The sequence below is a fragment of the Thermosulfurimonas sp. F29 genome, from assembly GCF_019688735.1.
Lineage (GTDB): Bacteria > Desulfobacterota > Thermodesulfobacteria > Thermodesulfobacteriales > Thermodesulfobacteriaceae > Thermosulfurimonas_A.
The window spans coordinates 748,080-767,919 of sequence record NZ_JAIFYA010000001.1 but is presented as its reverse complement, the minus strand read 5'-3'; the positions used below and the strand labels follow the sequence as shown (position 1 = coordinate 767,919).

Below are 19,840 nucleotides of genomic sequence, written 5' to 3'. Positions count from 1 at the left end.
TTTTCCAGAAGCCCGATATATTCACCCAGCCGCCGAAAGATTTCGTTGGCTACATCTTCATGATGGGTGTGAGAGGTACACTTCCACCTCTTTGCCCCGGAAAAATTCCTTCAGGAAGGTCTTCAGATCCTCGAGGGTGGCGATCCTGCGGGAATCGGCCATCAGGTCTATTTAAACGCCAGAAGGAGATAGCGCAATTGCTGAAAAAAGGTCTGAAGGCCCTCCCGAATCTCGGCCAGGCCCTGGAGACCCGCCTGATAGTCGCTTTTCAGCTCTTCGGCTTCCTGCAGAAGCTCATCAAGAAGGCTCAGAGCCTCACGGGCCTCCTCGGGGGACAACCGCTCCGGCGAGAGTAATTGGACCTCGCGAAAATCCGCAAGGAGCCGATCGAAGTCCCTGCGGGAGAGGTCCTCCTTACAGCGTAGCAGCCAGTCCCGAAGACTTTTCACGGGTGTTCTTTCCGGCGGTGGCCAGAAGGCCCTCCTTTTTGAGATTGGTCTCCGCCTCGGCCCAGGCCGCCCGCAGATCCTCAAGCACCTTTACCATGCGGCGCACGGTAGCGGGATCGTCCTTGGCGGTCACCCGGAGAAGCTCGTCGGTGAGGGACTCGTAAATCTCGTGAAGCCTGGCGGCGATCTCCCCTCCCTTTTCGAAGTTGAGGGTGCCGTCCAGCACGGCCAGAATCTCGCCGGCCCGTCCCAGGGCCCGATACTTCCGGTCCACCTCCTCCGGAGTGGGATCGGCCTTTTCCATGATCTCCGCGGCGAGCTTCAGACTGGTAATGGCCTTGTCGTAGAGAAGAATCACCAGCCGCACCGGATTGGCCGTGTTCACCAGATTCTCAAGATACCGGTCTCCCTTCGTCATTTTTTACCTCCGTACATCTCGGATAGAGTCACGATGTAGTCCTGGAGACGCTTTATGGTCTCCTGGGCCTTGTTCATGAATATCTCCAGCTTGCCGTATTCCTCGCGCAGACGAACCTCCTCCCGGGCAAGCCTCTCCTGAATCCTCCTGCTCTCCTCCTCGATGTCGTTTATCTGATCCTCGTACTGGGTGGACAGGCTCTGTAAGTAATCCGTCTCCACGGAGAGGTAATTACTATAAGCCTCCTTAAAACGGGAGAGAGTGGTCTCCACCTCCTGGGGATTTTCCTGAAGGAGTTGATCCAGGGTGTCGGAATTGATGGAGATGTGGCCCGTGTCGTCAAAGTTGATGAGTCCCTTGTCGATCAGGGGTTGAAGGAGTCCTGACAGAGTGGACTCCAGGGAATTGACGAAGTTTTCCCCGAGAAAGATCCCGGTCTTTAGGTCGGTAAGTTCGCGAATCTTGTCGATGATCTTGTTGTAGTTGGAGGCAAAGTTGTTGAGAAATGTGCTCACCTTGGAATAATCCTCGGTGATGGAAATGTGGGCCGAGCCCGTGGTCTGAGCGGTAAGGTCCACGCCGCTTACGATGTCCTGGAAGGTGTTGGTGGGGCTGTAAACCGGGCTCCCGGTCCCTATCTGGAGCTGGGCGTTCCTGGCTTCCTGAAGCACCGCGGTGTCAAGGGTGCCCAGCTCGGTGGGAAGGCTCCCGGAGGAGATCTCGATGGCATAGGTCCCCCCCACGGTGTCGGTCTCCACGGTGGAGGCCCCCTCGTCGGCCTCGGAAAGAAGGAGCTTGTAGGTGCTTCCGTCAAAGTATACGCTCGCCTCCACGCGGCTCTGAGCCGAATTGATGGCGTTTACCAGATCCTCCAGCGTACCGCCGCCGAAGTTTATGGTGGTCTCCTCGTAGGAGGTGCCGTTGAGGTTGTAGCGCAGGGTGAAGGTGGCCGGACTGAGGACAGTGTTCAGGTCCGTGACGCCTCCGGTGGTTAGGCGGATTTCCTTCTGCGCCAGTTGAGACACCGTCACATCAAAGGATATGTCCGGGGCCGTCTGATCCACCGAGATGCTCACCACATCCGGATCCGAGGAGGAACCACTTTTGGCCTGAAAGAGCTCCTCTATGCCGGCCCCCTCGAAGAAACTCTGGAGAGAATCCACTGTGGACTTCAGCTCGTCCAGGGCCTTCTTCTTGGCCTGGAGCAGTTTCTCCTTCTGAGCCAGGGCCTCGAGCGGCTTCGACTTGAGCTGCATGATCTTTTGCACCATGCCCGCCGCATCGAAGGCCCCGGTGAGGTTGCTCAGGTAAATTTCCCCGGCCATCTCCAGCCCCTCCGAGTAATCTCTACCTATCTTATCGGCATCCGGCGGAAAAACTTGAAGCTTCTTCTGTCCGGGGCTGTTTCCGGGATTTAAAGCAGTCCGAAATTTCTAAGGACTTCGGCAACCCTGGCGTCCTCCCGCGCCAGTTCTCGAAGGGCCCGAAGAAGTTTTTCCAGGCGGCTCACCCCGAAGACTCTCTCTACCTCTTCCAGGCTCTCCTCCCTGGCCCGCCTGATGGTGGTCCGTCTGTCCCATAGCGCAAAACCGATGACCACCGCCACCAGCGCCGAAAATATCCCTGTGATGACCCATAGAAAGGTGTATAACTGATCAAATCGCTTGTTCACATCATCCCTCATCTCATCAAATCGTCTGTTCACATCCTCAAATCGTTTATTCATGTCTTCAAATCGTTTGTTCATGTCTTCAAATCGTTTGTTTACTGACTCCCTGAATTCCCTGAACTGGGTTTCAAGAACGGCCTGTCTCTTTTCTATCTCGAGGAGTTTGGCGTAGATCATCTCGTTGGTGACCCTGATCCCCTCCCCCGCCTGTGCCCGGGCCCCCGAAATGAGGAAGAAAAAGACCACCCACACGACGAAGGCCGCTTCCCTCATTTTTTCCTCCCGCCATTACGTGATATACCAATTTTAACACAACTTTAAATGTCTCGCGGGCCGGAGGAACTCGACGGCGGAAAAACAGAAAATCCCTCCTCCCCTTCTCGGGGCCGAGGGAAAGGGACTTTTCTCTCCGCCCGGGGCCGACCTAGATCCGTTCGTTCACCAGCAACCCCAGCATCTGGTCTATGTTTTTCATTATCTTCAGCAGATATTCCGGCGGTATCTGCCGCACCACCTCGTTGGTTTCCTTGTTGATGATCTTGACCACCGGGATGTCCAGTTCCCGGTCGATTTCGATGCGAAGCTGAGTATTGAAGAGGTCAAACCTCTTTTGAAGTTCCTCGAGGAGTCGTTTGAGTTCGTCCGGTCTCCTTTCCACCGAACGGCCTTCCGCCTCCTCGCCCGCCTCCCGAAGATAAAAATTCCGCCCCGAGGGAGCGGAGGACGGGATCCGGTTCAGGATATTGGAAAGCTCCTTTCCGCCGGGGCTGGACCTGTTTCGCACCACCGACGATACTTCGGGGGCGACGGACCTTGGAAGCCTGACATTGATTTTCATGGGTTCACCCCCGCTTCAATATTTAAAACCCGGCCCCGCGCCGGACGGGGCCGGGGTTAGCGGATTATCGGAGGAGCTGGAGAACCAGCTGCGGAAGCTGGTTGGCCTGCGCCAGCATGGCGATACCGCTCTGCATCCGGATCTGGAAGGTGGTGAACCGGCTCATCTCCTCGGCGTAGTCCACATTGCGGATGACATTTTCCGCCTCCTTGGTGTTGTCGTAGGCCACCTTCTGCGCGTCGTAGATGGACTGGAGGTTGTTCATGATGGCCCCGATCTGGGAGCGGGCCTTGTCCACCTGCTTAAGGGCCTTGTCTGCTATCAACAGAGCATCTTCTGCTCCGGAGTTGGTAGTAACATCAATCTGATAGAGATTCTTGAATCCCGCGCTTCCGGTGGGCACGAAACCGGTGGTGGATTTCAGGGCCAAACCGTAGGGCGCAGCAGTACCACTAACGGCACTGAAATCGTAGGTAAAGTTCTCCAAACCGGCGATGGTAAGATCCCCCACCAGAATACCCGCTCCGGTAGCACCGGCCGCCGTACCACTCGTAAGGCTGGTGGTAAGACCCTGCACAAATTGTCCCAGATCCACGACCGTTCCTCCACCCGTAGTTCCGGAATGGTTTATCTGAACCTCTATACCAATGGTTTCTCCGTTGGTCTGCAGCACCAGCCTCCCGTTCTCGGCGGTAGCGGTAAGGTTGTAACCATTAGCCTGAGCCTGACCGTTAATGGCCGAAACCAGCTCGCTGAGAGTTATGGTTTCACCGGCATTAGCGGTGTAAGAGGCCGCCACATTGGCGGTAGAAGTCCCTACATAAAACTTAATCACCACCTGGTCGTTAGTTTGAACGGTAATGTCACTCCAGTCTGAAGCCACACTCCGGTTGGTGGCCTGAGCAGAAACGCCGGCTTCCTGTAAATTAGTATTGTTGTTAATCCAATCAGCGAAGTACTTAGCATCGGTCACCATGTCAGAACTCGCGGTAAGGCTTTCGGTTCCTATACTGACACTTTCTCCAGAAGCAAACTGCAGAGCGGCATTACTTGTAGCCGAGATCATAGCCGAATAAGTAGTGGCACTAGAATAGGCCCGCTCGTCAACGGTATCCGATCCCGAAACAAGATAAGCCCCCAAGCTCTGAGCGCGAAGATCACCAATGGTAACCGTAACTACCTGCCCTCTCCGGGCACCATAATGTATGTATTTACCCTGGAAGGTACCGTCGAGGAGCTTGATGCCGTTGTACTCGGTGTCGGTCCCGATCTTCTGGATAGCGTCTATGAAGTTGTTGATTTCCTGCTGGAGGGACTGACGGGCGTTGGGGTCGTTGATGTCGTTGGCCGCCCGTTCGGCCCGCACATAGATCTCCTGCAGCTTGGTGAAGATTTGTCCGGCGTTATTCTCCGCGATCCGCAGGGCCGAGATTCCGGTCTGGATGTTCTGGTTGCCCTGGTAGAGACCGCTGGCCACCACCGAGAGCTGGTCGGCGATGAAAAGCCCCGCCGCGTCGTCCTGCGCCGAAAGGATCCTGAGACCCGTGGACAGGCGCAGGAGCGACTGGTTCATCAACCTTTCGTTCACCTTTAGCGCGGTGTGCGTGGCCGCGCTTTCGTAGTTGAAGTTAATCCTCAGAGCCATGGCTACACCTCCTAGCTTTGTTTTCTTTTCCTATCTCAGTAATCTTTTCGGATGCTTCCTGAAAAACTTTAAAAGGCTATTTACATAGGGGCGGCTTTCGGGTTAAGGATAAGGGTTGAAATCATAACAAATCCGGAGGCGCTCATGCTCGTAGTAAAGGCTCTAGAAACTTTTTCTATGGATTTTAACGACTATCATCTAGAAATTCAGAAAGGAAAAAAATATCTTTTTGCGGATGATGTTTTCGGCGCTCTTCCTCCTAATTTCCGTAAACTTTTTGCCCGAGCGGAAGGTAAACTTCCTCCTTTCTACAGAGGCGAAAATCTCAACGGACGCACCCTACTCGTGGTGGCTCAGGCGGCCATAGGCGACGCCCTGTGCATGACCCCGGCCCTGCGGGAAATAAAAAGGCGTTATCCAAAAATGACCCTTATGGTATCTATATCCGGCAGAGCCCGACCGGTTCTGGAAGGGCTCCCTTACCTAGACGAGATTCTTCCCATGCCACTCCCTTACGAGAAGGTTAAACAGGCGGACTTCCTGGTGAAGTGCGTGGAGATGGTCGGCAAACCCCAATTCGACAACTTAAACCTGGTGGAATATTTCCTCTGGAAGTTCTGCATTATTCGAGCAGAAAAAGAAGTCCCGGATGTTTTTGTTCCTGAAGAAGTAGAAAAGGAAGTGGCCCCCCTATTCGAAGAAATTCGGCAACTGGTCCCTGGAAAAAAGATCCTTCTTTTTCATTATCTGGCCAGTTCCGTTCATCGCACTCTTCCTCCCCGTCTCCTTAAAGAATTAGAGGACTTGCTCTCCCGGGAATATGTTCCCGTAATATGTTCCCTGCCCAGCGAGGACATCACGGTTGAGGTTTCTTTAGATGTTTATGGTATACGGGCGGCCAATCTCTCCTCTTACATGAAATCGGTTAAACATCTGGCAGCGGCCATTAAACTCTCGGATGCGGTCATCACCGCGGATACGGCCACCCTCCACCTGGCCGCCGGCTTGGGTAAACCCACGGTCTTTATTGCCGGTCCTATCGAAGCTGACCTGCGTTCCATCACCTATCCCACGGTCATTCCGGTTCGTCCTTATTATCGAGGGGAAACCTGTATTGCACCGTGCGGACAACACGCCACACTCGAACCCTGTCCCGAGGCCAAACGCAAGGGACAGTTTTACAGTCCCTGCCTGGACAGTATTCCGGCCGAAGTAATTGCCCGTGCTCTTGAAGATGCAGAGATGCTCGTTGCAGGGAGATACGAACGCCCGGAAAACTGTCCTGCCTGTGCACATAAAGGAAAAGATTTCTGGCTGTTTGAGATTATCAATGGATTTCCCATTTTCGAATGTCCTTCCTGCGGGTTACAGTTTGCTTGGCCCCTTCAAGGGAAAGATTACGACACAATCTACAAAGGAGAACGAGACAATTTACTCCGTTTTGTCATAGATCTAGCCTATGAAGATTATAAAGCAGTAGAGAAGACGCCAGAGAAAGAGATAGCCCGATGGGAAAACCTTCCCCGGTTTCGATTTTTACTTCCTATTCTGGACGCCTTGCCGCGAGGTCCCTTTTTGGATGTGGGTTGTTCGACTGGATTTCTTCTTTTGATGGCCCAGCGTTTGGGATTCGAAGTCTACGGCACGGAGGTCTCAGATGAGGCCATCGAGATAGCTAGACAGAGATTCGGTCTAAGGGTGGTTAAGGCCGAAAGTATTACTGAATTACCTCAGGACTTTCGGAGACCCTATCGAGTTATCACTGCCCTGGAAGTCCTCGAACACCTTCCCGATCCCCTAAACTTTCTCAAGGGGTTAAAGGATCTTTTAGACCACCAAGGACTCCTCGTCTTAAGTTGCCCTCCTTACTATAAGTTCGAAAATCTGGCTAAGGGATATCAAAAATACAAATGGTGGCGCAATGACTACCCCCCCCATCATCTCACCCGCTGGAAACCCTGGACCCTTTACGAAGCCTTGAAAAAGGCGGGCTTTTCTCAGATATATTTCTCCACAGAACCCTTTCTTCCAGGCACTCTTTTAGAAGGAATTCATCCCATCCCCTTCACCCTTGAACTTTCTGGAGGGCAAAAATTACAGGTTCCATCCCAGGTAAGCGCCGGAGTATTGATTGAATCTATGAAACCACTTTACCTAAATGCCCCTACGCTAGGAAACTTTCAATATGTTTTCGCTGCTAAAGAAAAATTTCCTGTCTCAGATTTTCCTTCTCTTCTTAAAAGAGCGCTACGATTTTCTGCTATACAAAGTATATGGGGTTTTGACGAAACACCTAAAAAGGGAGGGTCCCGACAAACGAATTAAACACTTCGAAAAGAACCAAATTACGCAGACTAAAATTTTGGGCAAACAGCAGGGAAAGGTATCCCTTAACATTGAGGTGATATAACTTTTCAGGTTGAATCTTTATAAAGGCCTGCATATCAGCGGTAAGGGCGTTTCGGAGAGTAAGAGTGCCGAAGGAGAAGTTGTGGTGTATATTTAGTCCCTTAAGAAGACCGGCCTCAAAAACCTCACGGGCAAACCCTCCGGCCTTTTCCAGATCCAGAGCTATATTAGTAAGTTCAGTTCGAATGTTTTCCAGGTAGGGCGTGGGGGTTTCCCCTTCAAACAAGGGGGCTCCTTCTCCTTCGCGCAGGAATTCTTCGTCCACCAGAACTACATATTCGTCTCCTTCTTTTCGTACGGAAAAGGGATAAGTCCGAATAAGATTAGGAATCACCATTGTTTTCCAGGTTCCGTCAGGATTTACAAAGAGGTTAGTTTCCCCAGTTCCTAAAAACACAAAGACTCCTAAGTCTTCGCCTCTTTTAGCTATAAAAACGGGATACCACATGCTACAGGGTACGATTTCGGAAAATCCAATCGGAACTATTTCTATTTTATGGGCAAATCCATAATCGTGGGGACGCACCAACCCCAGACCACTATGCAAACGAGGCTCCAGAGGGACCATTTTCTTTAAAATTTTAAACATAAATCCTCCTTAAAAGAAAATTAAAAGAAAATAGTCTGATAACCGAATTCTTTCATAAGATGAAGGTTCAGCTTCTCTATTATTCGTATGGCCTCTGGCACAAGTTCCCTTTTCCAATCGTCGAGACTTCCTTTTCTGAAAAAACGCCCGTCCTTAAACTTATCAAAGCTTGTTTTTTTAACTATATCTGCAAGAATAGATCCATCACTTTTGACTTCAAGAAAATCAAATATGCGCGCACACTCTCTTTCAGGATCTTTCCTCAACTCCTCATATTTAACAAAAAGTATTCTATCCGGATAACGCTTGCGAAACTTCAGCAAAGCTTCTATATCTCTTCTCCATATACTCCCCATATCTTGCGCCCAAAGTTCTTGGGTTCGTCCCCGAGTTCGCCTAAAAGTAGGGTCGATACGAGAATTAAAATACCAACCGGAAAGAACAACACTACGAGGGTCTCGCACAGGAGAAATAATTCTAGCTTCAGGAAATAATCTCTCCATCAAAGAAATCCAAGCCACAAAATGATTATCTTTCACACCGTATAGTCTTACCTTCCGCCCACGGGCTCCTTTTAAAGCTGCTCTTATTACAGCCTCTTTAAAAAGATGTTCCAGATCGTCGTTTTCAAAAAGTACTGCCCCTTGACGAGCCGTAATCTCATCAGAATAAACGAGTAAACGATTATATCCCTCTATTAGCTGACGAAGTCCGTTCAAAAATTGCATAAAATTGTGTTCCGGGGGACAGGATACTTCGGGATGAGCATCAAGGATCATCTGCAGATAAGTCGTCCCGGACTTAGGAGACCCGAAAACAAAAACTATTCTATCTTCCTGAATCACAGCGAGTTTCCCTTAATCAAAAGCCTTTTTTTATCTTGAAATAATTATTTCATCCTCAAAGCAGTATTATAACTCGAAAAAAAACGGCCACAAAAGTCTAAAAAACTCTTCCGAGATTCAAGTAGAAGATTTCACCGTTTCCCGGCAAAGTAAAGCCCTTTTCAGAGTGAGAGGATCGGCATAACGAACCTCCATGCCCAGGGCCAGGCCGCAGGCCAGGCGAGTAACCCGTACCGGGAACTCCCTCAGCAATTCCACCAGATAAGCCGCGGTAGCCTCCCCGGCTGCAGTGGGTGAAAGGCCCAGGAGGATCTCCCGCACACCGTTCTTGCGAATCCGCATCAGGAGTTCCGGAAGCCGGAGTTCCTCCGGGCCAAGACCATCCCGCGGCGAGAGTAATCCGTGGAGCACATGATAGCGACCCCGGAAGACCCCCGCGGACTCAATTACCGAAAGTGAAGCCGGATCCTCCACCACGCAGATCACCGTCGGATCCCGGGATGGATCGCGACAGAAACGACACAGATCCTCCTCGGTAAAGTTGCCACATTCCCGGCAGAGTTTTATCCGGGGGAGGTCCGTGAGCGCCACGGCGAGTTCCTCGGCCCGTTCGGGGTGAGAGAGGAGATACAGAACCAATCGAGTAGCACTCTTTTCCCCCAGTCCGGGAAGCGCCGACAGCGCCCGAATGGCCCTGCGCAGGGGCTCCGGGAATACAACATCCATCTTACATCCCGAAAAGCCCGGGAATTTTAAGTCCTCCGGTAATCTTGGCCATCTCCTCCTGAACCATCTCCTGCGAACGCCGCAAAGCCTCGTTTACGGCCGCCACCACCAGATCCTCGAGCATCTCCCGATCACCGCTCTCAAAAATCTCGGGATCGATCTTGATGGATACCACCTCCTGACGCCCGTTCACCACCGCGGTGACCATACCACCCCCGGCACTGGCCTCCACGGTCCTTTCCGCAAGCTCCTCCTGAAGTTCCATCATCTTCTTCTGAATCTTTTGCACCTGTTTCATCAACTGTTGCATCTGGGGTGGAATCATGTCTCTCTCCTTTCTCTGGGTTTTACCCAGGCCACCTTACCACCGAAAATGGCCAGGGTTTCCTTTACCTCCGGTCGTTCAACCAGTTTCTCCCGAAAACTCTTTTCCGGGTCCCTTTCCACCTCTATATCCACTAACCTGCGGTACCTCGCGGTCAGAAAACCGCGAAGCTCCTCCTTAAAGTCATCTTCCGCAAGAAGGGTCCCCGCAGGAATCCGAAGAACCAAACGGTCTCCCTCCTGCCGGGGCGGATCCAAGGAGGCCAGCCAGGCCGCAAGGCGGGGTTTTTCCCTCCGGGCCTCCTCCACCACCTCTTCCCAGGAGATCTCGTCGGGCTTCCGATCCGGGGATTGTGAAGGGGACGGGATTCCCCGGATAGGTCCTCTTTCGGTCAGTTCCTCAAGCTTGCGCAGGATTTCCCGAAGAGAGGTCAGCCGACCCATCTCACAGAGACGGGCCAGGGTAAGTTGAAAAGTAAGGTGAGGATAAGGACTCCGCTTGAGGGCCTCAGTTCCCCGGAGGAGATGCTGGAAGCACAGAAGGGCTTCCTCGACTTCCACCTCCACAGAGAGCTCCCGCAGGAGTACGGTCTCGGCCGGAGAAAGATCCTCCGAAGGCCCGGAAGGACTTACCTTACACGCTAGAAGATGTCGAAAGAGCTCGGTCAGGTTTTCGGAAAGATAGAGGAGGTCCACCCCCTGACGATAGGCCTCCTCCGAGACACGGAAGGCCTCGGCGAGATCGCGGCGAATGATGGCCCGGGCCAGGGCCTCCACCAGGCCTCTCTCAGCCAGTCCAAAGGCCTCGATCAGTTCCTCCCGGGTGCGCACCCCGTAGGCCAGGGCCTGATCCAAAAGGCTCAGGGCGTCACGCAGACTCCCTTCCGACTCCCGAGCAATAAGGTAAAGTGCCTGCTCATCAATTTCCGCTCCCTCACGACGGGCCACCTCCCGTAGATGTTCTATCAGAATGGACACCGGTATTCGCCGGAAGTCATATCTCTGGCATCGAGAAAGAATAGTTACCGGGAGCCGATGAGGTTCCGTGGTGGCCAGTATGAAATAAACATGCGGCGGAGGTTCCTCCAGCGACTTGAGGAGTGCGTTAGCCGCCTCCCGGGTGAGCATGTGGGCTTCGTCTATTATGTAAACCTTAGCCCGCCCCCGGGCCGGCATAAACTTCAGATTTTCACGAAGCTCCCGTATCTCGTCGATACCACGATTGGAGGCGGCATCGATCTCAATCACATCCAGAGAGCGGCCCTCCGCAATCTCCCGGCAGGGAGAGCAGACATTGCAGGGTTCCCCGGGATCGTCGGCCTCGCAGTTGAGAGCCTTGGCCACTATCCGGGCCACAGTGGTTTTCCCCACCCCCCGGATGCCCGAAAAGAGAAGAGCGTGAGCCAGACGACCTTTGCGCAAAGCATTCTGAAGCGTCCGCACCACATGGGGTTGCCCCACCACCTCGACGAACCGCTGGGGACGATATTTGCGCGCCAGAACCAGATAGCCCATCTCAAACTCTCATTTTAAATCTCCCTTCGTCCGAAACCAACCACCCCTTCTTGCCGTCAGCTTCAATGAAACACAACGCTTCTAAAGTTAAAACGAATTTGCTATAATAATATCTCACAAGCTCTGGTGGAGGTGGGGATGTATCCCGTATGGGTGGTGCCCTATTTGACCTCGGGTCTGGTTATCGGTCTCATCGCCTCCTTTCACATCCTGCCCTCGCATCTGGCCGTGGGGGCCTTCTGGTTCAATGTCTATCTGGAACGAAAGGCCTACCGGGAGAAACGCCCGGAACTCCTCTCCTTCATAAAACGCTACACCCTCCTCATCCTGATCTTCTGTTTCGTGTTCGGATCCCTTTCCGGGGTGGGGATTTGGTACGCGGCCACGGTCTCGAGTCCCCGGGGCATCTCGGCCCTCATCCACAACTATGTGTGGGGGTGGGCCACGGAGTGGGTCTTTTTCCTCATCGAGGTGGCCACCATTTATGTGTACTACTACACCTTCGGCAAGGTGGACGAGCGCACCCACCTTCGCATCGGTTATCTTTACGCGGTGGCGGCCTGGATCAGCATGATTATCATAACCGGGATCCTCGCCTTCATGCTCACCCCCGGACGGTGGCTTGAGACCGGGAGGTTCTTCGACGGGTTCTTCAATCCCACCTATTGGCCGCAGCTGGCCGCTCGCACCACCCTCATGTTCGGAATCGCCGGTCTCTACGCCCTGGCCGTGGTGGCCACCCTTAAGCACGCGGAGGTGCGCCGGGAAATTACCCGCCTGGCCGGGCTGTGGGGCTCGGCAGGACTTCTCCTGGGAGGTCTTTTCTCCGCCTGGTACCTGAAAAAGCTGCCCCCAGAGGCCGCGGATTTTCTCTTCGGGGGCACGCTTCCCTATCTTAAGACCCTGCTTTATGTGGCCGTGGCCGGATGGGGGGTAACTTTGCTCTACTTCCTGATCTTCGGTCTTGCCGCACCCCGGGCCAACACCCTTTTCGGGGCGCTTGCGGTGCTGGTGGTACTCTTTCTGGGGATATTCGCCGGGGAGGGGCTGCGGGAGGGACTCCGTCGCCCCTACATCATCGCCGGTTTCATGTACGGCCATCAGGTCGTGGGAACGGATCTTCCGGCCAAGGGCATAAAGTCCGAGGTGGAGGAGCTAAACGAAAGGGGCTACCTCTCCAGGCTGGGATACCTTCCCCCGGCCCTCCGGCATCCCACCGAGGAGAATCGTCTCGAGACGGGTCGGATCCTCGTGGCCCATCAGTGCGCCAACTGCCACGCCCTCACCCGCAGGGGCGTGCGAAGTCTTCCCCGTTTGCTTGAGGGCCTGGGCATGACCGACCCGGAGGACCTGGCCGGATTCCTGGAGGGACTCGATGGATACCCCTACATGCCCCCCTTCGTGGGCACGGAGGAGGAAAGGCTGGCCGCCGGTGCCTTTCTGTCCACCCTGGTTAACCCCTAAATTTTTGCAGGAGTTAAGAATGTTTAGTTTCCAGTTTGCGCCGGTCGAGACAAAACGCCACCGCCCCCACTGCGGCCACAAAGACCAGCATGATCGTATAGACCCAAGTCCCATAAAAAAACTACACTCTATCGGAGGACGCCATGGAATCCCTGGCCCCCTATGTACTCCATTTGCGGGACCTGAGCGGGCTTCCCTTTTATCCCTGGCTCTTTGAATTTCTCCTGGTCCTGACCCTGGCGCTTCACCTTCTCGTGGTCAATCTGGTTCTGGGAAGCACGATGTTTCTCCTCTGGGGAAGGCTCTTCGGAGGTTCTTTCGGCCTGAGACTCTCGCGATCACTCTCCCGGGTGCTTCCCATATCCCTGTCCTGGGCCATCGTGCTGGGCGTGGCTCCCCTCCTCTTCATTCAGGTCATTTACGACCCCTTCTGGTACTTCTCCAATGTAATCTCGGCCTGGTGGGCCCTGGCCTTCCTGGGCCTCATAGCCCTGGCCTTCTCCCTGGCCTACCTTTATTACCTCCGGGGCGGCTACGAGGGGGCCGGAAACCCCCTCTGGATCCTTCTGGCCCTTATGGCCCTTCTTCTGGTGGCGGCCATCATTCACGCCCTTTCCCTTCAGGCCGTCCATCCGGAAAAGTGGCCGGAGTGGACCGCCGAAAGCCGGGGCCTTTTTGAGACCGGAGGACGCCTCCACGCCTTCTCTCTCCCGCGCTACCTCCACTTCATCCTGGCCTCGGTGGCCGTGACCGGGATCTTCCTCATGCTTTACGCCCGCTATTTCGAGGTTCGGAAGGACTTTGATCCCTCCTATCTCGCCTGGGTGGGCAGGATCGGAGTCCGCACGGCCCTGGTCTTTTCCCTGCTTCAGGCCGGAGCAGGCCTCTGGTGGCTCGGCTCCCTTCCGGCGGAATTCCGCTTTTATACCCAGCCGCTCTTTCTCCTGGCCGCGCTCTCCGCCCTGCTCCTGATCCTCCTTCTCTTCGTGGCCCGAAGGGATCCCGCCCGCCACTCCCTGAGAGTAGCCGTAGTAGCCGGTCTCACCGTATTTCTCATGAGTTATGCCCGGGAAGTCCTGCGCATGAAGTATCTCTCCCGGGCGGGCTACCGTTTCTCCGATTATCCCGTGAATCCGAGCTGGTCCTCCACGGCCCTCTTTTTCCTCTCTTTCCTGATGGGGCTTCTGATCCTGGGTTATGTGGGTCTGGTGGCCTACCGGGCCGGCCGCGGACAGAGGGAGGTGGGAGCCCACGGCTGGGGGAAACTCGCCGTGGCCCTCTGCTGGATCTGGATCGGAATAATGGTAACCCTGGGACTGATCATCTCTTTCAAAAACGGAGTCCTGCCCTGACACCTTCCTAAAAGTCCAAAGACCCCCTATAATGGCCAGAGTCCACGCAGGGGGTTTCTTTTATGGGCTGGGTGCTGGTGACCGGAGCGGCGGGTTTTATCGGCTGGAAGACCTGCGAGTTCCTCCTCAGGGAAGGACGCCGGGTCCTGGGGGTGGACAATTTAAACGACTATTACGACCCCGGGCTCAAGGCGTGGCGTCGGGACCAACTACTCCGCCATTCGGGATTCAGGTTCTTCGAGCTCGACATAGAAAACTACGGGGCCCTGCGCCTGCTCTTCGAGACCTTCCCCGTGGAGGCGGTCATCAACCTCGCGGCCCGGGCCGGCGTGCGGGCCAGCATAGAGGATCCCTGGGTTTATTATCGCACCAATGTGGAGGGGACCCTGAACCTCCTGGAACTAATGCGTCGCTACGGGGTGCGCAAGATGGTGCTGGCCTCCACCTCCTCGGTCTACGCGGGTTCGCCTCTCCCCTACCGGGAGGACCTTCCGGTAAATCGTCCCCTGTCTCCTTACGCGGCCAGCAAAAAGGCCGCCGAGGTGCTGGCCTACAGTTACCATCATCTTTACGGACTGGACATCTCCGTGGTGCGTTACTTCACCGTGTACGGCCCGGCCGGGCGTCCGGACATGAGTTACTTCCGTTTTATCAAGTGGATCGACGAGGGACACACCGTCGTGGTTTACGGAGACGGCACCCAGGCCCGGGACTTCACCTATGTGGACGACATCGCCCGGGGCACGATTCTGGCCTTGAGACCCCTGGGCTACGAAATCATCAACCTCGGAGGCGGCCGCAACCCGGTCTCCATAAACACCCTGATCGAAAAGATCGAAAAGATCCTCGGCAAAAAGGCCCGGGTGGAATACCGGGAATTTCACCGGGCGGACATGAAGGTCACCTGGGCGGAGATCGAAAAGGCCAAGAAACTCCTCTCCTGGGAACCGAAAGTGGACCTTGACGAGGGGCTGGCCCGGACGGTAGAGTGGTACTTAGAAAACCGCCACTGGCTTAAGGAGATAAGTGTCTAATTTTGACTTTTCGGTTCTTTTCGGGGGCAAGGCCGGAGACGGCATTCGCCAGCTCGGTCAGCTCTGGGCCCGTTTGCTAGCCCGACGGGGGTTGAGGGTTTTCCTTTACGACGACTATCCCTCGCTCATCCGGGGCGGACACAACTTTACCGTGGTGCGGGCGGCGGAATTTCCGGTTCTGGCCCACCGGGAACGGGTGGACCTTCTGGTGGCCCTTAACGCTTTCACTCTGGAGAAACACCGCCGGACTCTGGCCGAAAGAAATGTGGTCCTGTTTGACTCTTCCACCTTCGAGGCCCCGGGGATCGGGGTTCCCTGGAGCGGAATAGTAAAGGACCTTTCCGCCCCGCCCATCACCAGAAACACCGCGGCCCTGGCCTCAGCGGCCCGGATCCTGGGTCTCCCCTTTGAGGAACTGGCCGAAACCCTGCGCCGGGATCTCCCCAAGGCCACGGAGGTCAACCTGGAGGTGGCCCGAAAAAGCTACGAACTCACTCCGCCTCCGCCGGGCCGAACCCTTCCGCGTTCGGAGGGGACCGTCTGGCCCACCCTTTTCGGGAACGAGGCCCTGGCTCTCGGCGCGGTGGCGGCGGGATTACGCTTCTATGTGGCCTATCCCATGACCCCGGCTTCCTCGATCCTTCATTACTTTGCCCGGCACGGAGAAACCCTGGGGGTAACCACCATCCACCCGGAAAACGAGATCGCGGCCATCCTCTGCGCCATGGGCGCGGCCTGTGCCGGGAAACCGGCGATGGTAGGCACCTCCGGCGGAGGGTTCGCCCTGATGGTGGAGGCCCTGAGTCTGGCGGGGCAGGCCGAAATCCCCATCGTGGTAGTGGAGTGTCAGCGCCCCGGGCCCAGCACCGGAGTGCCCACCTACACCATGCAGGCCGATCTGGACTTCGTGCTCTCGGCCGGACACGGGGAGTTCCCCCGGGTGGTGCTCGCCCCGGGGGACGCGGCGCAGGCCTTCCACCTGGCGGCCCTGGCCCTCAAGCTGGCCTGGCACTATCAGATTCCGGTACTCCTTCTTTCGGACAAACACCTCAGCGAAAGCCTCTTCAATCAGGAACTTCCCCTGGTCGAGGTCCCCCGGGTTAGCTTCAAATCCTGGAACGGAGAGAGAGAATACCGGCGCTACGCCGTAACCGGGGACGGGATCTCCCCCCTGGCCTTCCCGGGTGATCCGCGAGCCGTGGTCAAGGTCACCTCCTACGAGCACGATTCTTACGGGATCACCACGGAGGAACCCGAGGACATCGTCCGGATGCAGGACAAACGCCTGCGCAAGGTCCGTGGCCTTCGGGAAGAACTGGATCGTCCGGAAATGGTGGCGGTGGAGGGGGATGGGGAACGGGCCCTCTGCGTATGGGGGTCCACGCGGGGAGCGGCCCTGGAGGTGGCCCGCAAGCTGGGACTGCGTTATGTGCAGCCCCTGGTACTCGAACCCTTTCCGGAAACGACCCTCCGGAAGGCCCTGCGCGGGGTGCGGCACCTGGTGGTGGCTGAAACCAACGCCACCGGACAGCTGGCCCGCAGGCTCGAGGCCCACGGATTCCCCGTGGAGGAGGTCCTTCTCCGTTACGACGGACGCCCCTTTACCGTGGAGGATCTGGAAAGAAGACTGTACGGGGTCTCTCCATGAGTCTGCGAAGCGAAAAGGATCCCCTCAAGACCTACGCGGAGATCACCTGGTGCCCCGGTTGCGGAAACTTCGGCATCCTTACCGCGGTAAAGACGGTACTAAAGGAGCTCCTGGTCAGAGACGAGCTTCACCGGGTGGTTCTGGTCTCCGGAATCGGGTGTCACGCCAAGATAGTGGACTATCTGGCGGTAAACAGTTTTTACTCCATTCACGGGCGGGTCCTCCCGGTGGCCTGGGGACTCAAGATGGCCCGGCCGGAGCTCCTCGTGATCGGACACGCCGGCGACGGAGACGCCTACGGGGAGGGGCTGGCTCATCTCATCTTCGCGGCCAAACGCAACCTGGATCTTACCTTCGTGGTGCACAACAACTCCGTTTACGGGCTCACCACCGGACAATTCACCCCCACCAGTCCGAAGGGGTTCAAGGGGCGCTCCACCCCGAAGGGCAGCCCGGAAAGCCCCCTCAATCCCGTCGAGCTCATGCTGGCCAGCGGGGCCACCTTCGTGGCCCGGGGATACGCGGGACGCCCCCGACATCTGGCCGAGCTCCTGCGTCAGGCCTTCGCTCACCGGGGGTTTGCCTTTGTGGATGTACTCCAGCCCTGCTACACCTTTTTCAATACCTACGATTTCTACAACAAACATGTACGCGAGATCGGTCCGGAGCACGATCCGAAAGATTTTGAATCAGCCATGCATCTGGCCCGGCGCTGGGCTTACACCTACGAGGCCGAGGAGATCCCCATCGGCATCTTCTACCGCGTCTCCAGACCCCTTTACGAGGAGGCCGTGCGGGTACCCGAGAGGGAACCGGACCTCGCGGCGCATCTGGAACGCCACCACCGGTGAAGGCCAGGAATCCCCGTCGGGAAATAGTGCGCTACACGCGCTGGCTCGCCCGGGAGGGACTCATCACCGGGAGCGAGGGGAACCTCTCGCTCCATCTCGGAGACCGCATCCTCATCACCCCGTCCGGAAGACTTAAGGCTGAACTTTCGGTCGAAGACCTGGCGGAGGTCTCTCCGGAGGGCACGATCCTTTGCGGTCGTCCCACCTCGGAACTTCCCATGCACCTGGCCGTGTATCGGCAAAACCCCGAAATCCGGGCCGTGGTCCACACCCATCCCCCCTACACCCTGGCCCTGAGCCTTTCGGGATTCGACTTTCGCAAGCACTATCTCGCCGAAGGAGCCCTCCTCCTGGGGGAGATCGCCGTAGTGCCCTATCTTCCCCCGGGTAGTGAGGAACTGGCCAGGGCGGTGGCCGAAGTCCTGGACGAGACCCGGGTAGCGGTGCTCGAAAGACACGGGGCCGTCACCGCGGGAAGGGACCTCCACGAGGCGGTGAACCTGAGTCTTATTCTGGAAAAGGTTTGTCGGGTGGTATATCTCGCCAAAACCCTGGGCGCAGATCCCGTTCCTCTGGAGACATAAAAAGGGGGCCCTTTGCGGGCCCCCAGGAGGAGGGAGGCAGGGAGGGGGTGCGGGGAGAAAGCCCTCACTTACACTTCCTGCATCCGCCCTTTGCGGAAGACTTGGCCTCGGCACCCTCCTTTACGAAGGTTCCGGCCTCGCCACATTCCGGACACTTCCGTGGCTTACAACGACTCTCTTTGGTAAACCCGCACTTATCACACTTCCAGACCGCCATGCCTTACCTCCTTTTTCGATTTCTGTAGATAAGTTAATTTACATTCTCTACTTTGTCAAGCCCTCTCCTCCGCGGTATATTGAAAGGCATGCGTGCGCCGGCGGGATATCTATTTTCGGCGGTGGAGGCCGGGATCAAGTACCGGGGGCGTCCGGACCTGGGGCTTATCTATTCCGAGGTCCCGGCCACCTGGGCCGGGGTCTTCACCCGGAACGACTTCAAGGCTGCTCCGGTAATCCTCGGGCTCGAACGGCTCCGATCCGGCTCACCGGCCCGGGCCATCCTGGTAAATAGCGGCTGTGCCAACGCCTGCACCGGATCGGAGGGATTGTCCGATGCCCAAAAGGTCCTCAAAAGCCTGGCCGACCTCCTCAGGATTTCGCCGGAGGAAATCCTGCCCGCCTCCACGGGGGTGATCGGAACCCGCCTCCCGGTGGAACGCCTGACCTCCTGCCTTCCGGATCTAGTCTCCGGGCTCTCGCCTGACCGGGCTCCTCTCGTGGCCCGGGCTATGATGACCACGGATACCTTTCCCAAACTGGTCCGCCGGGATCTCCCCGGAACCGGCGCCTCGATCCTGGGGCTCGCCAAGGGCGCCGGTATGATCTCCCCCAACATGGCCACCATGCTGGCCTTCGTGCTCACCGACGCCGGCCTCCCCACCGAGGTGCTCCGGGAAAGCCTGCGACAGGCCGTGGACTCCTCTTTCAACCGGATCACCGTAGACGGAGACACCAGCACCAACGATACGGTCTACCTCCTGGCCAACGGACGGGCCGGAAAACTGGACCGAAAGGTCTGGCCCGCCTTTCAGGAAGTGCTCACCGAGGTGTGCCGGGAACTGGCCTATCTCATAGTGAAGGACGGCGAGGGCGCCACCAAGACGGTGCGTATCCTCGTGGAGGGGGCCCCGAGCCCGGAGGCGGCCGAGGAACTGGCCCGGGCCGTGGCCGATTCCCCCCTGGTAAAGACCGCCTTCTTCGGCGAAGACCCCAACTGGGGAAGAATTCTCGTGGCCCTGGGCAAGCTGGGACGGGGACTGGAACCGGAGAGGGTGGAGATATTCATAGACGGTGTGCCCCTGGTGCGCGGGGGCCGGGGGGTACCGGAGGAAGAAGCCGCCCGGAAAAGGTTGGCCCGCCCGGAGTTCTCCGTGCGGATCCACCTCGGGCAGGGCTCGGCCTCGGCCGAGGTCCTCACCTGCGATCTTTCCTACGAATATGTAAGGATCAATGCCGAATACCGAACCTGAGGAGAAAAGAA

The 19,840-nt window shown here is 56.4% G+C and carries 20 protein-coding genes; 8 read left to right on the top strand and 12 right to left on the bottom strand.

What is annotated here, in order from left to right; all coding sequences use genetic code 11:
- Positions 1-167 precede the first annotated feature (167 nt).
- From K3767_RS04025 to K3767_RS04000, 6 genes are all read right to left on the bottom strand, one after another.
- Positions 168-449 carry a hypothetical protein gene (locus tag K3767_RS04025; RefSeq protein WP_221172262.1) on the bottom strand — a complete coding sequence of 94 codons (282 nt, stop codon included), beginning with the start codon at positions 447-449 and terminating at the stop codon, positions 168-170.
- The gene (gene fliS / locus K3767_RS04020; protein WP_221172261.1) at positions 415-867 is read right to left on the bottom strand and encodes a flagellar export chaperone FliS; all 453 of its coding nucleotides are present in this window, start codon (positions 865-867) and stop codon (positions 415-417) included. Before fliS ends, K3767_RS04025 begins: the two co-directional genes overlap by 35 nt.
- Positions 864-2,192 carry a flagellar filament capping protein FliD gene (fliD, locus tag K3767_RS04015; protein ID WP_221172260.1) on the bottom strand — a complete coding sequence of 443 codons (1,329 nt, stop codon included), beginning with the start codon at positions 2,190-2,192 and terminating at the stop codon, positions 864-866. Before fliD ends, fliS begins: the two co-directional genes overlap by 4 nt.
- An 89-nt stretch (positions 2,193-2,281) precedes the next feature.
- Positions 2,282-2,809: a hypothetical protein gene (locus K3767_RS04010; RefSeq protein WP_221172259.1), complete on the bottom strand. Its 528-nt coding sequence runs from the start codon at positions 2,807-2,809 to the stop codon at positions 2,282-2,284.
- Between the two features lie 151 nt (positions 2,810-2,960).
- Complete coding sequence (locus tag K3767_RS04005) at positions 2,961-3,374, bottom strand: flagellar protein FlaG (protein ID WP_221172258.1); 414 nt, start codon at positions 3,372-3,374, stop codon at positions 2,961-2,963.
- Between the two features lie 64 nt (positions 3,375-3,438).
- Entirely contained in the window at positions 3,439-5,019 is a 1,581-nt protein-coding gene (locus K3767_RS04000; RefSeq protein WP_221172257.1) for a flagellin, read from the bottom strand.
- Between the two features lie 144 nt (positions 5,020-5,163).
- On the opposite strand from K3767_RS04000, the gene K3767_RS03995 reads away from it, so the two are divergent.
- Positions 5,164-7,344 (top strand): methyltransferase domain-containing protein, encoded by a 2,181-nt coding sequence (locus K3767_RS03995; RefSeq protein WP_221172256.1) that lies wholly within the window; start codon positions 5,164-5,166, stop codon positions 7,342-7,344.
- On the opposite strand, the gene K3767_RS03990 is transcribed toward K3767_RS03995, so the two are convergent.
- The 5 genes from K3767_RS03990 to dnaX form a co-directional block, all read right to left on the bottom strand.
- On the bottom strand, positions 7,313-8,017 hold the full coding sequence (locus K3767_RS03990) for a SapC family protein (RefSeq protein ID WP_221172255.1): 705 nt from the start codon (positions 8,015-8,017) through the stop codon (positions 7,313-7,315). The genes K3767_RS03995 and K3767_RS03990 overlap by 32 nt on opposite strands.
- A gap of 20 nt (positions 8,018-8,037) precedes the next feature.
- Positions 8,038-8,862 (bottom strand): sulfotransferase, encoded by an 825-nt coding sequence (locus tag K3767_RS03985; protein WP_221172254.1) that lies wholly within the window; start codon positions 8,860-8,862, stop codon positions 8,038-8,040.
- Positions 8,863-8,979: 117 nt separating this feature from the next.
- Complete coding sequence (gene recR / locus K3767_RS03980) at positions 8,980-9,588, bottom strand: recombination mediator RecR (RefSeq protein WP_221172253.1); 609 nt, start codon at positions 9,586-9,588, stop codon at positions 8,980-8,982.
- Between the two features lies 1 nt (position 9,589).
- Positions 9,590-9,913 (bottom strand): YbaB/EbfC family nucleoid-associated protein, encoded by a 324-nt coding sequence (locus tag K3767_RS03975; protein WP_221172252.1) that lies wholly within the window; start codon positions 9,911-9,913, stop codon positions 9,590-9,592.
- Positions 9,910-11,427 carry a DNA polymerase III subunit gamma/tau gene (dnaX, locus tag K3767_RS03970; protein ID WP_221172251.1) on the bottom strand — a complete coding sequence of 506 codons (1,518 nt, stop codon included), beginning with the start codon at positions 11,425-11,427 and terminating at the stop codon, positions 9,910-9,912. The genes K3767_RS03975 and dnaX overlap by 4 nt, the downstream gene beginning before the upstream one ends.
- Before the next feature lie 138 nt (positions 11,428-11,565).
- Between dnaX and K3767_RS03965 the strand changes: the two genes are divergently transcribed.
- The 6 genes from K3767_RS03965 to K3767_RS03940 all read left to right on the top strand — a co-directional run bounded on the left by K3767_RS03965 (position 11,566) and on the right by K3767_RS03940 (position 18,360).
- On the top strand, positions 11,566-12,891 hold the full coding sequence (locus tag K3767_RS03965) for a cytochrome ubiquinol oxidase subunit I (RefSeq protein WP_221172250.1): 1,326 nt from the start codon (positions 11,566-11,568) through the stop codon (positions 12,889-12,891).
- A gap of 143 nt (positions 12,892-13,034) precedes the next feature.
- Positions 13,035-14,243, top strand: a complete 1,209-nt coding sequence (locus K3767_RS03960; protein ID WP_221172249.1) for a hypothetical protein — start codon at positions 13,035-13,037, stop codon at positions 14,241-14,243.
- 62 nt (positions 14,244-14,305) lie between these two features.
- Positions 14,306-15,277 (top strand): NAD-dependent epimerase/dehydratase family protein, encoded by a 972-nt coding sequence (locus K3767_RS03955; protein WP_221172248.1) that lies wholly within the window; start codon positions 14,306-14,308, stop codon positions 15,275-15,277.
- Positions 15,270-16,925: a 2-oxoacid:acceptor oxidoreductase subunit alpha gene (locus K3767_RS03950; RefSeq protein ID WP_221172247.1), complete on the top strand. Its 1,656-nt coding sequence runs from the start codon at positions 15,270-15,272 to the stop codon at positions 16,923-16,925. Before K3767_RS03955 ends, K3767_RS03950 begins: the two co-directional genes overlap by 8 nt.
- Positions 16,922-17,776, top strand: a complete 855-nt coding sequence (locus tag K3767_RS03945; protein WP_221172246.1) for a thiamine pyrophosphate-dependent enzyme — start codon at positions 16,922-16,924, stop codon at positions 17,774-17,776. Before K3767_RS03950 ends, K3767_RS03945 begins: the two co-directional genes overlap by 4 nt.
- Positions 17,773-18,360, top strand: coding sequence for a class II aldolase/adducin family protein (locus tag K3767_RS03940; protein ID WP_221172245.1), 588 nt, complete (start codon positions 17,773-17,775; stop codon positions 18,358-18,360). The genes K3767_RS03945 and K3767_RS03940 overlap by 4 nt, the downstream gene beginning before the upstream one ends.
- 64 nt (positions 18,361-18,424) lie before the next feature.
- On the opposite strand, the gene K3767_RS03935 is transcribed toward K3767_RS03940, so the two are convergent.
- Positions 18,425-18,577: a DNA repair protein RadA gene (locus K3767_RS03935; RefSeq protein ID WP_221172244.1), complete on the bottom strand. Its 153-nt coding sequence runs from the start codon at positions 18,575-18,577 to the stop codon at positions 18,425-18,427.
- An 88-nt stretch (positions 18,578-18,665) separates the two neighbouring features.
- Here K3767_RS03935 and argJ point away from each other — a divergent pair, with 88 nt between their 5' ends.
- Positions 18,666-19,829 (top strand): bifunctional glutamate N-acetyltransferase/amino-acid acetyltransferase ArgJ, encoded by a 1,164-nt coding sequence (gene argJ, locus K3767_RS03930; protein ID WP_221172243.1) that lies wholly within the window; start codon positions 18,666-18,668, stop codon positions 19,827-19,829.
- The last annotated feature ends 11 nt before the right edge of the window (positions 19,830-19,840 follow it).

What these genes read in the sequence shown, in the direction of transcription:
- fliS (WP_221172261.1), bottom strand. Translation starts at nt 867, where the DNA reads ATGACGAAGGGAGACCGGTATCTTGAGAATCTGGTGAACACGGCCAAT.
- fliD (WP_221172260.1), bottom strand. Translation starts at nt 2,192, where the DNA reads ATGGCCGGGGAAATTTACCTGAGCAACCTCACCGGGGCCTTCGATGCG.
- K3767_RS04010 (WP_221172259.1), bottom strand. Translation starts at nt 2,809, where the DNA reads ATGAGGGAAGCGGCCTTCGTCGTGTGGGTGGTCTTTTTCTTCCTCATT.
- K3767_RS04005 (WP_221172258.1), bottom strand. Translation starts at nt 3,374, where the DNA reads ATGAAAATCAATGTCAGGCTTCCAAGGTCCGTCGCCCCCGAAGTATCG.
- K3767_RS04000 (WP_221172257.1), bottom strand. Translation starts at nt 5,019, where the DNA reads ATGGCTCTGAGGATTAACTTCAACTACGAAAGCGCGGCCACGCACACC.
- K3767_RS03995 (WP_221172256.1), top strand. Translation starts at nt 5,164, where the DNA reads ATGCTCGTAGTAAAGGCTCTAGAAACTTTTTCTATGGATTTTAACGAC.
- K3767_RS03990 (WP_221172255.1), bottom strand. Translation starts at nt 8,017, where the DNA reads ATGTTTAAAATTTTAAAGAAAATGGTCCCTCTGGAGCCTCGTTTGCAT.
- recR (WP_221172253.1), bottom strand. Translation starts at nt 9,588, where the DNA reads ATGGATGTTGTATTCCCGGAGCCCCTGCGCAGGGCCATTCGGGCGCTG.
- K3767_RS03975 (WP_221172252.1), bottom strand. Translation starts at nt 9,913, where the DNA reads ATGATTCCACCCCAGATGCAACAGTTGATGAAACAGGTGCAAAAGATT.
- dnaX (WP_221172251.1), bottom strand. Translation starts at nt 11,427, where the DNA reads ATGGGCTATCTGGTTCTGGCGCGCAAATATCGTCCCCAGCGGTTCGTC.
- K3767_RS03965 (WP_221172250.1), top strand. Translation starts at nt 11,566, where the DNA reads ATGTATCCCGTATGGGTGGTGCCCTATTTGACCTCGGGTCTGGTTATC.
- K3767_RS03960 (WP_221172249.1), top strand. Translation starts at nt 13,035, where the DNA reads ATGGAATCCCTGGCCCCCTATGTACTCCATTTGCGGGACCTGAGCGGG.
- K3767_RS03955 (WP_221172248.1), top strand. Translation starts at nt 14,306, where the DNA reads ATGGGCTGGGTGCTGGTGACCGGAGCGGCGGGTTTTATCGGCTGGAAG.
- K3767_RS03945 (WP_221172246.1), top strand. Translation starts at nt 16,922, where the DNA reads ATGAGTCTGCGAAGCGAAAAGGATCCCCTCAAGACCTACGCGGAGATC.
- K3767_RS03935 (WP_221172244.1), bottom strand. Translation starts at nt 18,577, where the DNA reads ATGGCGGTCTGGAAGTGTGATAAGTGCGGGTTTACCAAAGAGAGTCGT.
- argJ (WP_221172243.1), top strand. Translation starts at nt 18,666, where the DNA reads ATGCGTGCGCCGGCGGGATATCTATTTTCGGCGGTGGAGGCCGGGATC.